Here is a 13141-nt window from a genome sequence, read left to right as displayed (position 1 = left end):
CGACACGGGGTAATCATTTGCTCTCCAATCCCGCATACTCGCAGCCACCGAAATAATCGAAGAGTCTGGCCAGGATCGACCAAGTAGGTTTTTGCCCTGGCCGCGAGGTTTTATGCTCCCGGAACATTCCGATCTATCCAGCCCCGTGTTCTTGCCCGTCACGGATGAAACCTGCGCGAACCTGTTGCAGGCGAGTGGCACCAAAGCCCTCGAAGCCCTGACCGATCCGGAGTTGGCGGCAGTGCTGGTCATCCAGAATCTGGTGCAGACGACAGAGCAGGATCTCGGTGCCGTGGCGGCAGAAAAAATTCTGGCCAGGCTCTTGTCCTGGGCTGCCGAAAAGCGGCAGTCAACAACGGCGGGCCTGCTGTCGGAAGCGCAACGACTGTTCGATCCGCGCAAACTGTATTTCGGCCTGAAAGTTCTCAAACCACTGAACCTGCGTTTCCTGCTGGCCGAAGAAGTGTCCGTACGCGACTACTTGTTGCCCGATGGTCAGTGGGATTTCGAATACAAAGTCCGGCGCCACCGCAGCCATGACCCGTTCAGTCAGCCGATCGTGACGCCCCGGCAGCGCGAGCGCTGGTTGAGCCCGGCACAGGACAAACTGGTCAGGACCTTCCGCGCCAACCTGGACGAAGACCTGCACGTTCAAGGCTACGCAGGGATAGGCAAAAGCCATCTGCTGGTGGCGTTGCTGGAGCATCTGCGGCCGGAGAAAACCCTGTTGCTGGCGCGCACCCCGGCCAAGCTGGAAGTGCTTCGCCAGCGCATGGTGGGGCCGGGCGAGAAGAAGGCCGGCAAGACCTTCCTGGCGTTTGCCCAGTCGCTGATGCTTGGTCGCAGGCCTCAGGCGGAGGGGGCGCGAATCCCGACCCGGCAGGCGCTGGCGCAGGAACTGAACATCTACGGTTTTCGCCACCACGACGGGCAAGCGACCCTTGAGCTCTGCCTCAAGGTGATAGAGCGCTACTGCCGTTTCCGCGATCACACTTTTTCCGCGAAGCATCTGCCGCATTTCAACCAGCCGCTCTCCAGCGTGGAAGCTCAGGTGCTGCTGGAGTATTCGAGCCGAGTGTGGGGCTACCTCGAGCTCAATCCGGCGTGGGGCAGCCAGACCGGTTTCGAAGCGCTACTGATGATCAAACGGGCCTGCATTGCCGGTTGCGTGGTGCCGGCGCGCTACACCCACGTGCTGATCGACGAAAGCCAGGATATTCCCGGCTCGCTGTTGCAGATCATCGAACGCGGCCGCCAGGTGCTGATCACCCTCGGCGACGAGTATCAACAGGCCAGCGGCGTGCCGGTCAAGCGCCACCGTGAGGTTCGCCAAAGTGATATCAGCTATTCCGTGCGCTCGGGCCGCAACGTCGAGCGGCTGGTCAACCCGCTGATCGCCCGGCACTCGCAGAAGGGCAAGATTCCGTTCGAAGGCGCCAGTGATGCCGACGTCGTCATCAAGGAATATCCGGAAGGCTTCGTGCCGTCCGAAGGTAGCGTGGTGCTGACGGCCTCGCCGTGGGACACCATGATCTGGGCCATCCATCTGCACGATTCCAGCTGCAAATTCAGATTCCCGGACAAGCGCACCCAGGATGATCTGAAGCATTTCATGGCCACCGCCATCGAACTGTTCAAACCGGACTTCTACCGCTCGGAATTCAGCGAAAACGGCGTGCATCCGTACTTCAGCGACCTGCCTGACTGGCAAGCGGTGTGTGACGCCAACCGGTTCGACGAGTCGTTTCTGCGGGTCAGGGCCAAGCTGGAAAACGGCTTCATGATTGCCGACCTGACACGTCTGAACCGAATGATCGACAGCACTGGAAACGGCTGCATGCTGATGCTGGCGGAAGAAGCGGGGGGCATGGAGTTTGACAAGGTGCTGTTGACCCCCGGGCTGCTGACTAACGAAAAATTCAAGGATGCCTACGCGTTCGATCAGCGGATCTGCGCCGTGTACATCGCCATTTCCCGCGCCAGGCTGAAGCTTTACGTGCCGTACGATGTGGTTGCCTGGGTCGAATATCACGAATACCAGAAATTCCGCGATACGGCGGGGCATTGATCGAGCGATTCAAAGGGTCATGGGGCGTTTTCGGGGGCACCGGTATACAACCGGATAATGTCATCAATCTCCCCCGACATTTTCATCTGCAGCAGCGTCCTCAATATCCGCTGCACCGGCACATTCGGATCGTTGCGCACGTAACAGCCGACCTGCTGCTCCTGCAACACCGCCACCCCTTGCAGTTGCTGCCCCGGCAGCAGGCGCTGGTTGAACCAGTCCAGCGTCCATTGATTGCTCACGGCGTAGCGGTAACGGCCGGCCAGCAGCTTGTCCAGCACCTGCTCCTGATTGCGCGCGTCTTCGCGCCATAAGCGGTCGGCGTCGAACAGTGGTTGCAGGGTGGGGTAGCTGTAACCGAGCACGGTGCCGATCGACTGGCGGGGCAGGTGGGCCGGGTCGACGCTGGAGGGTTGATCCTGGCGGCTGATCAGCAGATCACGCTGAAAGAACAGCGGAATGCTCCAGATGTAATCGCCGGACCGGTTCGGCAGCCAGGATTGTGCGGCGTAACAGCGCACGTCGACTTCGCCGTGTTCCATGGCGTTCTGCACGCGGGTGCGGGGCAGGACGTGAAACTCTGCCGGCATACCGACCTGGGTCGCGAGGCTGAGCATCATGTCGTAAAGAATGCCCTGTGCCGGTCGGCCGCGTTCGTATTGCACCAGCGGCATCGCCCAGCTGTCGGCCATGGAAAAACGCAGCGGCGGCTGTGCGGCCATCGCGTTCAGACTGATTCCCAGTATTGCCCCCACGGCCCACCGCATAAATGCTCCGGTAATTCCCGTTCCCGTGCCGACAAATGCCTCCGCCCATGCAGCTTAGCCAGAATAGAAGAGCGCACCGGATGCAATTTTGCCCTTGCTCCGCTAGCATTAGCCGCTTCTGCTTCCTTTGCCGCGACGGTTTTCGATGAGTTATCAGGTTCTTGCACGTAAATGGCGTCCGCGCTCGTTCCGCGAAATGGTCGGCCAGACCCATGTGCTCAAGGCTCTGATCAATGCCTTGGACAGCCAGCGCCTGCACCACGCCTACCTGTTCACCGGGACGCGGGGCGTCGGCAAGACGACGATTGCGCGGATCATCGCCAAATGTCTGAACTGTGAAACAGGTATCACTTCAAGCCCTTGTGGCGAGTGTTCGGTGTGCCGCGAGATCGACGAAGGCCGTTTTGTCGACCTGATCGAGATCGACGCCGCGAGCCGGACCAAGGTCGAGGACACCCGCGAGCTGCTCGACAACGTGCAGTACGCCCCGAGCCGCGGGCGCTTCAAGGTCTACCTGATCGACGAAGTGCACATGCTCTCCAGCCATTCCTTCAATGCGCTGCTGAAAACCCTCGAAGAGCCGCCGCCCTACGTCAAGTTCATCCTGGCGACCACCGACCCGCAGAAACTTCCGGCAACGATTTTGTCGCGATGCCTGCAGTTCTCCCTGAAGAACATGACGCCCGAGCGTGTGGTCGAGCATCTGACCCACGTCCTCACCGCCGAAAACGTACCGTTCGAAGACGACGCCCTGTGGTTGCTCGGCCGCGCGGCCGACGGTTCGATGCGCGACGCCATGAGCCTGACCGACCAGGCCATCGCCTTCGGTGAGGGCAAGGTTCTGGCCACCGACGTACGGGCGATGCTCGGCACGCTGGACCACGGTCAGGTCTACGACGTACTGCATTCCTTGATCGAAGGTGACGCCAAGGCGTTGCTCGAAGCCGTGCGCCACCTGGCCGAACAAGGTCCGGACTGGAATGGCGTACTCTCGGAAATTCTCAACGTGCTGCACCGCGTCGCCATCGCCCAGGCCTTGCCGGAAGGTGTCGACAACGGCCACGGCGACCGTGACCGGGTGCTGGCACTGGCCCAGGCCTTGCCGGCCGAAGACGTGCAGTTCTACTACCAGATGGGCCTGATCGGCCGTCGCGACTTGCCGCTGGCGCCGGACCCGCGAGGCGGTTTCGAAATGGTCCTGCTGCGGATGCTGGCCTTCCGGCCGGCAGACACGGCGGACGCCCCGAGGCAACCGCTAAAGCCAGTGGGGATCAGCCAGGCCACAGTTGATTCCGCAAACTCAGTGGCTGCCGCGCCAAAACCTGCGCCGGTAGTTGCTGCGGCTGTTGCGCCGGCTCCGGTGGTTGCACCTGCACCTGCGCCTGTTCCCGAGCCTGCACCGGTTGCCCCGGTGATTGCGCCTGAACACGTGCCTGAGCCGGAACCCGAACCGGTCGCTGTCGAAGAAGTCGTCGATCTGCCGTGGAATGACCCGGTAGAACCGGCGCCTGTGCAACAGCCAGCGGTAGAGCCGGTGCTGGAAACGGCCGCCGAGCAGCCAGAGTTGCCACCAATGCCGCTGCCGACCCCGGACAGCGTCGTGCCGGATGCCCCTGAATGGGCCGCTGCGCCGATCCCCGAGCCGTCCGTGGCCGAAGTCGATGCCTTCACGCCAGGCATGGACATGGACGATGAACCGCCGCTGGACGAGGACTACATCGAGCCGGACATGGATTCGGCCTACAGTTACCTTGACGATCTGGCCAGCGAACACGCCGCTGAACCGGCCCCCGAACCCGAGCCGGAACCCGCCGCCGCGCCGGCCACCGGTCTGGCCCTGCAATGGCTGGAACTGTTCCCGAAACTGCCGATTTCCGGCATGACCGGCAGCATCGCCGCCAACTGCACGCTGATCGCGGTCGATGGCGACAACTGGCTGATGCACCTGGACCCGGCCCACAGCGCCTTGTTCAATGCCACTCAACAGCGGCGTCTGAACGATGCCTTGAACCAGTATCACGGTCGTACGCTGAACCTGAGCATGGAGCTGATCAAGCCCGAGCAGGAAACCCCGGCCCAGGCTGCGTCCCGGCGTCGTGCCAACCGTCAGCGCGAGGCGGAGGAGTCGATCCACGGCGATCCGTTCATCCAGCAGATGGTCCAGCAGTTCGGCGCGGTCGTGCGACACGATACTATTGAACCTGTCGACGCCCTGGTCAGTCAGGGCTAATAACTGAAGGCGCTCGGCGCAAGTCGCCGGGCGCTGTATTGATCCAAGTACTTTTGAGGTGATTACCATGATGAAAGGTGGCATGGCCGGCCTGATGAAGCAGGCACAGCAGATGCAGGAAAAAATGGCCAAGATGCAGGAAGAGCTGGCCAACGCAGAAGTCACCGGCAAGGCCGGCGGCGATCTGGTCACCGTGGTGATGACCGGCCGTCATGACGTGAAAAAAGTCAGCATCGACCCTAGCGTTCTGCCGGGTCTGGACGAAGACGACCGTGAAGTGGTCGAGGATCTGGTAGCCGCTGCCGTCAACGCCGCCGTGCGTCAGATCGAAGCCAACAGCCAGGCGAAAATGGGCAGCATGACCGCTGGCATGAACCTGCCGGCCGGTATGAAACTGCCGTTCTGATTCGCCTTCGGGTGGCAGATGAGCTACAAAAAATGCCAGGCATCGCGCCTGGCATTTTCGTTTCCGGCTGACGAAACATCGAACGCGCAATAGCTGCAACGGTCTGCTCCCTATACCTCCGAATTCACTATTCACAGGAGACGCTGACATGTCCGACCCTCTGACTCTCAATCAACGCTTCGTGCTGGCCTCGCGGCCGGTGGGCGCGCCGACGCCCGAGAACTTCCGTCTGGAGCGCGAAGCGCTGCCGGATCTTGAAGACGGCCAGTTGCTGCTCAAGACCCTTTACCTGTCACTCGATCCCTACATGCGCGGGCGTATGAGTGACGCGCCGTCCTACGCGGCGCCGGTACAAATCGGCGAGGTGATGACCGGCGGGGCTGTCAGCCGGGTCGAGCAATCGCGTCATCCAAAATTCCAGGTCGGCGATCTGGTGGTCGGCGCTACGGGCTGGCAAAGCCACAGCCTCAGCGACGGGCGCAACATCATCCCGATCCCGTCCGGGCTGCCGAGCCCGTCGATGGCCCTCGGTGTGCTGGGCATGCCGGGCATGACCGCTTACATGGGGCTGATGGATATTGGCCAGCCGAAAGCAGGGGAGACCCTGGTAGTCGCTGCGGCGTCGGGCGCGGTAGGTTCGGTGGTGGGCCAGGTCGCCAAGATCAAAGGCCTGCGCGCCGTTGGCGTGGCCGGTGGTGCCGAGAAATGCAAATACGTGGTCGAGGAGTTGGGTTTCGACGCCTGTATCGATCACAAGGCGCTGGACTTTGCCGAGCAACTCGCCAAGGCCTGTCCGAAAGGCATCGACATCTATTATGAAAACGTCGGCGGCCATGTCTTCGATTCGGTCGTTCCGTTACTCAATCCCAAGGCACGGATCCCGTTGTGCGGCCTGATCGCCGGCTACAACGCCACCGAAGTGCCGAAAGGCCCGGATCGCTTGCCTGCCTTGCAACGCACCCTGCTGACCAAGCGTGTACGGATTCAGGGCTTCATCGTGTTCGACGACTACGGCGACCGTCAGCCGGAATTCATCAGCGCCATGGTGCCGTGGGTGCGCGAGGGCAAGGTTAAATTCCGCGAAGACGTGGTCGATGGCCTGGAGCAGGCGCCGCAGGCGTTTATCGGTCTGCTGGAGGGGCGCAACTTCGGCAAACTGGTGGTGCGGGTCGCCTGGGACTGAGGATTTGACGCTGGCCGGAGGCGCGGGTATAAACCGCGTCTCGTTGTTTTGTCGGACTTTTTCCCCATGAGCTTCAGCCCTTTGATTCGCCAACTGATCGACGCCCTGCGAATTCTGCCGGGTGTGGGTCAGAAAACTGCCCAGCGTATGGCGTTGCAGTTGCTCGAACGTGACCGCAGCGGCGGTACGCGCCTGGCCCAGGCCTTGAGCCAGGCCATGGAAGGGGTCGGACACTGCCGTCAGTGCCGCACGCTGACCGAAGACGATCTGTGCCCGCAATGCGCCGATACGCGTCGTGACGACACGTTGCTGTGCGTGGTGGAAGGGCCGATGGATGTGTACGCGGTCGAGCAGACCGGATTCCGTGGTCGCTACTTCGTGCTCAAGGGGCACCTGTCGCCGCTGGACGGGCTCGGCCCGGAAGCCATTGGCATTCCGCAACTGATGGCGCGGATCGAAGAGGCGGGCACCTTCACCGAAGTCATTCTCGCCACCAACCCGACCGTGGAAGGTGAAGCGACTGCGCACTACATCGCGCAATTGCTCAACAACAAAGGTTTGATCGCCTCGCGTATCGCTCACGGCGTACCGCTGGGTGGCGAACTGGAGCTGGTGGACGGCGGCACGCTGGCCCACTCGTTTGCCGGGCGCAAGCCGATTTCTCTCTGAGCCACACAATCCTGTTGAAAACCAAGCAAGCGCTCGGTTAAGTTCGGCGAACCCTTCCATGGAGTTCGCCGATGCCCGCCTTCCAGGAATACTTCGACCCCAGCCACCAAATGGTCCGCGACAGCGTCAGACGTTTCGTCGAGCGCGAGATCCTGCCGGACATCGATGCTTGGGAAGAAGCCGAAAGCTTCCCCCGCGAGCTGTACCTCAAGGCCGGTGCGGCCGGCATCCTCGGCATCGGTTATCCCGAAGCGCTGGGCGGCAGTCACGAAGGTGACCTGTTCGCCAAGATCGCCGCCAGCGAAGAACTCATGTGTTGTGGCTCCGGCGGACTGGTCGCCGGGCTTGGTTCGCTGGATATCGGCTTGCCGCCTATCGTCAAATGGGCCCGGCCCGAAGTCCGTGACCGCGTCGTACCCCAAGTGCTCAGCGGCGAGAAGATCAGTGCGCTGGCAGTGACCGAGCCGGGCGGTGGCTCCGACGTCGCCAACCTGCAGACCCGCGCCGTACGCGACGGCGATCATTACCGGGTCAGCGGCAGCAAAACTTTCATCACCAGTGGCTTACGCGCGGATTACTACACCGTCGCGGTGCGTACCGGCGCGCCCGGTTTTGGCGGCATCAGCCTGCTGTTGATCGAGAAGGGCACGCCGGGTTTTACCGTTGGCCGGCAACTGAAGAAAATGGGCTGGTGGGCGTCAGACACGGCTGAATTGTTCTTCGACGATTGCCGGGTGCCTGTGGAAAATCTGATCGGCGCGGAGAACATGGGCTTTGCCTGCATCATGGGCAACTTCCAGAGCGAGCGTCTGGCGTTGGCGCTGATGGCCAACATGACCGCGCAACTGGCGCTGGAAGAGAGCCTGAAATGGGCGAAGGAGCGTGAAGCGTTCGGCAAACCCATCGGCAAGTTCCAGGTGATCAAACATCGCCTCGCGGAAATGGCCACGGCGCTGGAAGTCTCGCGGGAGTTCACCTACCGGCAGGCGGCGAAGATGGCGGCGGGGCAGAGCGTGATCAAGGAAATCTCCATGGCCAAGAACTTCGCCACGGACACCTCGGACCGCATCACCACCGAAGCGGTGCAGATTCTCGGCGGGCTGGGTTACATGCGCGAAAGCCTGGTGGAGCGGCTGTATCGGGATAACCGCATCTTGTCGATTGGCGGCGGGACGCGGGAAGTGATGAACGAGATCATCAGCAAGCAGATGGGGCTTTAGGTTTTGCAGTGAGGCTGCCGGCCCCTTCGCGAGCAAGCCCGCTCCCACATTCGATCGTGTTCCATCAGGGGAATGCGGTCGAATGTGGGAGCGGGCTTGCTCGCGAAGGCGTAATGGCAGGCGCCGCTTACTTGTCAGTCAACGCAAACTGCGTCAGGCAGAACGTCGGAATCCCCATGTCTTCCAGGCGCTGCGAACCACCCAGCTCCGGCAGATCGATGATCGCTGCCGCTTCATGAACGCGGGCGCCCATGCGGCGGATCAGGTTGGCCGCCGCGATCAGCGTGCCGCCGGTGGCGATCAGGTCATCGAACATCACCACCGAATCGCCTTCGCACAGGCTGTCGGCTTGCACTTCGAGGAACGCTTCGCCGTACTCGGTCGCGTAACCTTCAGCCAGCACGTCCGCCGGCAGTTTGCCTTGCTTGCGGAACAGCACCAGCGGCTTGTTCAACTGATAGGCCAGCACCGAGCCGATCAGAAAACCACGCGCGTCCATCGCGCCGATGTGGGTGAAATCGGCTTCCACATAACGGTGGGCGAAACTGTCCATCACCAGGCGCAGGGCCTTTGGCGACTGGAACAGCGGGGTGATGTCGCGAAAGATCACGCCCGGTTTCGGGAAATCGATCACTGGGCGGATCAGGGATTTGATGTCGAAGGAGTCGAAGACCATCGTCGAGGTGTCCTGGCAGGGCTGCAAACGGCGCAGTATACCCGCGGCTGAAACGATACGCTCGGCCGCGGGTCGAGATCAGACTTCGAGCGAGCCGCCAGCCAGGGCGCAGAGCTGGATCGGGTCGAGGATATGGATTTCCTTACCCTCGGCGGCGATTAGTTCGTTCTGCTGGAAGCGCGTGAAGACCCGGGACACGGTTTCCACCGCCAGCCCCAGATAATTGCCGATTTCGTTGCGCGACATGCTCAGGCGGAACTGGTTGGCCGAGAACCCGCGAGCGCGGAAGCGCGCCGACAGGTTGACCAGGAACGTGGCGATGCGCTCGTCGGCGGTTTTCTTCGACAGCAGCAACATCATTTGCTGGTCGTCGCGGATTTCCCGGCTCATCACGCGCATCAACTGACGGCGCAGTTGCGGCAGTTGCAGGGCCAGTTCGTCGAGGCGTTCGAACGGAATCTCGCAGACCGAGGTGGTTTCCAGTGCCTGGGCGGAAACCGGGTGTTTCTCGGTGTCCATGCCGGACAGCCCGACCAGTTCGCTCGGCAGGTGGAAACCGGTCAGTTGTTCTTCGCCGGTATCGCTCAGGCTGAAGGTCTTCAGAGCGCCGGAGCGTACTGCATAAACGGAATCGAAGGTGTCGCCCTGGCGGAACAGGAACTCACCCTTTTTCAACGGGCGGCCACGTTTAACGATTTCGTCCAGCGCATCCATGTCTTCCAGATTCAGCGAAAGTGGCAGGCAGAGAGGGGCCAGGCTGCAATCCTTGCAATTAGCCTGGTTATGAGCGCGCAGTTTAACTGGCTCGGACATTTCTTAAATCCTTGTGGGAAAACACACATAAGGCGTAAGGGTAACCCAGGGGAGGACATTCAGGCCAGCCTGTGGCGAGATTGCCTCCACGGCATAAAGCCGCAGGGATGGCGGCCGATAAACAGGTATCTGACGGCATGCAAGGAACCGCTTCGATGACTGCTATTGGCACGCTGACCCCCGGTAACAGTGGCGTTGCGTCATTGCTGGAAAGTGCTGAAACCTCCGTTGACGATGAGTCCGGCACAGACGCGGCATCGTTGGGAATCCCGACCTTGGTCGAGGGCGTCAAAGTGTCGCTATCCGGTGCCGCCATTGCAAAATCCGCCGGTGTCGGCGGGAAAAACAGCGATATCGATGAAAGCGGCTTGCCGGAAAACGTCCAGCAATTGCTGAAGATGATTCGCAAGTTGCGCCAGCAGATCGCCGAAAAGAACGCCCAGATCAACGCGCTGATGGCTAACAAAACCCTCTCCAACGAAGAGCGATTCGCCAAGATCGCTGCCCTCAAAGGCGCCATTTCTGCCCTCAACAACGGTCTGATTACCGCCAACCTGTCCCTGGCCAAAGTCATCGACCAATCGGGCCTGACTGCAGACCAGAACCTGAAAACCAATACCTTGCTGATGAAGAGCTAGATCACCCGCGAGAAACGCTGGCGGTTCTGCTGTTCCAGATACGCGTCGAACACCATGCACACCGAGCGCACCAGCAGGCGCCCGGCCGGCAGCACGCTGATTCGTTCGCGATCCAGTTCGATCAAGCCGTCCTTTGCCATGCCTTGCAACTGCGGCCAGAGCGCGCCGAAGTAGCCCTGAAAATCGATGTTGAAACTGCGCTCGATCTCGGCGAAATCCAGGCTGAAGTTGCAGATCAGTTGCTGAATCACCGCGCGACGCAAGCGATCATCGGCGTTGCACACCAGGCCCCGGCTGGTGGCCAGTTGCGCACCGGCGAGGGTGTTCTGGTAGTGATTGAGGTCGCTGCTGTTCTGGCAGTACAGGTCGCCGATCTGGCTGATGGCCGACACGCCCAGACCGATCAGGTCGCAATGACCGTGGGTGGTGTAGCCCTGGAAGTTGCGTTGCAGGGTCGATTCTTCCTGGGCAATCGCCAGTTCATCGTCGGGCAGGGCGAAGTGGTCCATGCCGATGTAGCGATAGCCGGCGGCGGTCAGTTGCTCGATGGTGCGTTGCAGCATTTCCAGCTTTTGCGTCGGGCTCGGCAGTTCGTTGCCGTTGATCCGCCGCTGCGGCATGAAGCGTTCCGGCAGGTGCGCGTAATTGAACACCGAGAGCCGGTCCGGTTGCAGGCTGATGACTTCCTCGACGGTGCGGGCAAAGTTGTCCGGGGTCTGCTTGGGCAGGCCGTAGATCAGGTCGATGTTGATCGAGCGAAATTGCAGGGTCCGCGCCGCGTCGATCACCGCGCGGGTTTCTTCCAGGCTTTGCAGGCGATTGACTGCGCGTTGCACCGCCGGGTCGAGATCCTGCAGGCCGATGCTGACCCGGTTGAAGCCCAGTTCCCGCAGCAGGCCCATGGTTGACCAGTCAGCTTCGCGCGGATCGATTTCGATACCGTAATCACCGGAGTCGTCATCCAGCAGATTGAAATGTTTGCGCAGGTGCGCCATCAACTGCCGCAATTCATCGTGGCTGAGAAAAGTCGGGGTGCCGCCACCGAAGTGCAGTTGCTCGACTTTCTGCGCCGGGTCGAGGTGGCAGGCGATCAGCTGGATTTCCTGTTCGAGCCGTTGCAGGTACGGCAGGGCCCGGCCGCGATCCTTGGTGATGACCTTGTTGCAGGCGCAGTAGTAGCAAATGTTCGCGCAGAACGGCACATGCACGTACAGCGACAATGGGCGCAGGGCCTTGCGGCTGTCGCGCAGGGCGTGGAACAGGTCGAAGGTGCCGACCTGACTGTTGAATTGCACGGCCGTCGGGTACGAGGTGTAGCGCGGCCCCGCCAGGTCGTAGCGGCGGATCAAATCGGTGTCCCAACGAATGGCGTCGAGCATGCGGGCATTCCCCCGGATAGGCTGGCAGTGTGAGCGAGTCTAGGGGAGGGCGCGGCGGGGCATCTTGATTTGTATCAACGGGGAGGATTTGTATAAGTCATACGGCCCCATCGCGAGCAGGCTCGCTCCCACAGGAGATTTGTGGCGTACACAAAACCTGTGGGAGCGAGCTTGCTCGCGATGGCCGCGCCGCCGATCAGTGGCCCATCAGCCAGTGCTGGTGCGGCCCCGGGAGGGTCCAGATGCCGAACAGGATCACCAGCAGACCGCCGGCCATGCGCACGCTGCGTTTGCGCAAGAACGCCGTGACCCGTTCGGCGGCGAGGCCGGTGGCCAGCAATACCGGCCAGGTACCGAGCCCGAAGGCGAGCATCAACAATGCGCTGTCGACTGCATTGCCCTGACTGGCCGACCACAGCAGCGTGCTGTAAACCAGCCCGCATGGCAGCCAGCCCCACAGCGCACCGAGCAGCAAAGCCCGGGGCAGGCTCGATACCGGCAGCAAGCGGTTGGCCACCGGTTGAATGTAGCGCCACAGTCCGCGCCCGAGGCTTTCGATGCGGGTCAGGCCGCTCCACCAGCCAGCCAGGTACAAGCCCATGGCGATCAGCAGCAAACCCGCGAGTACGCGCATGAACAACGCCGCAGGACTGTTGGCCACCGCCCATCCCGCCACCCCGATCAGCAATCCGGCCGTGGCATAACTTAGAATCCGCCCGAGGTTATAAGCCAGCAGCAATCGAAAGCGTCGGCTGCGTTGTTCCTTGGGTATCGCCAGGGTCAGCGCGCCCATCAGGCCGCCGCACATGCCCAGGCAATGCCCGCCGCCGAGCAGGCCGAGAATCAGCGCAGACACCAGCAGCGGCGCCAGTTCAAGCATGGGGTGGCGCCTTGTCGTCCGGCTTGGCCGGGTTGGCTTCGTCCACGGCGGCGGTGTGCTTCGGGTCCTGGTCATCGAACAGGATGCTGTGGGCCGGGCCGTCGAGGTCGTCGTACTGGCCGCTGTCCACCGCCCAGAAGAAGATGTAGACGGCGATGGCCACGATCAGCAGCGCGGCCGGGATCATCACGTAGAGAGCTGGCATCTGTACT

At 61.7% G+C, this 13141-nt stretch carries 13 protein-coding genes; 7 read left to right on the top strand and 6 right to left on the bottom strand.

The window, feature by feature from the left end; genetic code table 11:
* The first annotated feature begins 112 nt into the window (after positions 1-112).
* Complete coding sequence (locus tag OQ248_RS01245; RefSeq protein ID WP_265811840.1) at positions 113-2068, top strand: hypothetical protein; 1956 nt, start codon at positions 113-115, stop codon at positions 2066-2068.
* A 17-nt stretch (positions 2069-2085) separates the two neighbouring features.
* On the opposite strand, the gene OQ248_RS01240 is transcribed toward OQ248_RS01245, so the two are convergent.
* Positions 2086-2835, bottom strand: a complete 750-nt coding sequence (locus OQ248_RS01240; protein ID WP_265811839.1) for a transporter substrate-binding domain-containing protein — start codon at positions 2833-2835, stop codon at positions 2086-2088.
* A 145-nt stretch (positions 2836-2980) separates the two neighbouring features.
* On the opposite strand from OQ248_RS01240, the gene dnaX reads away from it, so the two are divergent.
* The 5 genes from dnaX to OQ248_RS01215 all read left to right on the top strand — a co-directional run bounded on the left by dnaX (position 2981) and on the right by OQ248_RS01215 (position 8543).
* On the top strand, positions 2981-5065 hold the full coding sequence (gene dnaX / locus OQ248_RS01235) for a DNA polymerase III subunit gamma/tau (protein WP_265811838.1): 2085 nt from the start codon (positions 2981-2983) through the stop codon (positions 5063-5065).
* 67 nt (positions 5066-5132) lie between these two features.
* A complete protein-coding gene (locus OQ248_RS01230) occupies positions 5133-5471 on the top strand; it encodes a YbaB/EbfC family nucleoid-associated protein (protein WP_007951650.1) in 339 nt (112 codons plus the stop codon).
* Positions 5472-5619: 148 nt separating this feature from the next.
* Entirely contained in the window at positions 5620-6654 is a 1035-nt protein-coding gene (locus OQ248_RS01225) for an NADP-dependent oxidoreductase (RefSeq protein WP_265811837.1), read from the top strand.
* A 66-nt stretch (positions 6655-6720) separates the two neighbouring features.
* Positions 6721-7323, top strand: coding sequence for a recombination mediator RecR (recR, locus tag OQ248_RS01220; RefSeq protein ID WP_085711931.1), 603 nt, complete (start codon positions 6721-6723; stop codon positions 7321-7323).
* 71 nt (positions 7324-7394) lie between these two features.
* Positions 7395-8543, top strand: a complete 1149-nt coding sequence (locus OQ248_RS01215) for an acyl-CoA dehydrogenase family protein (protein WP_265811836.1) — start codon at positions 7395-7397, stop codon at positions 8541-8543.
* Positions 8544-8670: 127 nt separating this feature from the next.
* On the opposite strand, the gene OQ248_RS01210 is transcribed toward OQ248_RS01215, so the two are convergent.
* Together OQ248_RS01210 and fnr are read right to left on the bottom strand one after the other, a co-directional pair.
* Complete coding sequence (locus OQ248_RS01210) at positions 8671-9219, bottom strand: adenine phosphoribosyltransferase (RefSeq protein ID WP_145593277.1); 549 nt, start codon at positions 9217-9219, stop codon at positions 8671-8673.
* 78 nt (positions 9220-9297) lie between these two features.
* Positions 9298-10032 (bottom strand): fumarate/nitrate reduction transcriptional regulator Fnr, encoded by a 735-nt coding sequence (gene fnr, locus OQ248_RS01205; RefSeq protein WP_007951654.1) that lies wholly within the window; start codon positions 10030-10032, stop codon positions 9298-9300.
* A 155-nt stretch (positions 10033-10187) separates the two neighbouring features.
* Between fnr and OQ248_RS01200 the strand changes: the two genes are divergently transcribed.
* Entirely contained in the window at positions 10188-10670 is a 483-nt protein-coding gene (locus OQ248_RS01200; protein WP_265811835.1) for a hypothetical protein, read from the top strand.
* Here OQ248_RS01200 and hemN read toward each other — a convergent pair.
* The 3 genes from hemN to ccoS form a co-directional block, all read right to left on the bottom strand.
* Positions 10667-12049, bottom strand: a complete 1383-nt coding sequence (hemN, locus tag OQ248_RS01195; RefSeq protein ID WP_119426415.1) for an oxygen-independent coproporphyrinogen III oxidase — start codon at positions 12047-12049, stop codon at positions 10667-10669. The genes OQ248_RS01200 and hemN overlap by 4 nt on opposite strands.
* A gap of 196 nt (positions 12050-12245) precedes the next feature.
* A complete protein-coding gene (locus OQ248_RS01190; RefSeq protein WP_265811834.1) occupies positions 12246-12929 on the bottom strand; it encodes a sulfite exporter TauE/SafE family protein in 684 nt (227 codons plus the stop codon).
* Positions 12922-13134 (bottom strand): cbb3-type cytochrome oxidase assembly protein CcoS, encoded by a 213-nt coding sequence (gene ccoS, locus OQ248_RS01185; RefSeq protein ID WP_265811833.1) that lies wholly within the window; start codon positions 13132-13134, stop codon positions 12922-12924. Before ccoS ends, OQ248_RS01190 begins: the two co-directional genes overlap by 8 nt.
* Positions 13135-13141 lie beyond the last annotated feature (7 nt).

The sequence above is a fragment of the Pseudomonas sp. COW5 genome (genome assembly GCF_026240005.1).
Lineage (GTDB): Bacteria > Pseudomonadota > Gammaproteobacteria > Pseudomonadales > Pseudomonadaceae > Aquipseudomonas > Aquipseudomonas kribbensis.
The sequence above is the reverse complement of the archived record's forward strand: the minus strand, read 5'-3'. Positions and strand labels throughout refer to the sequence as shown.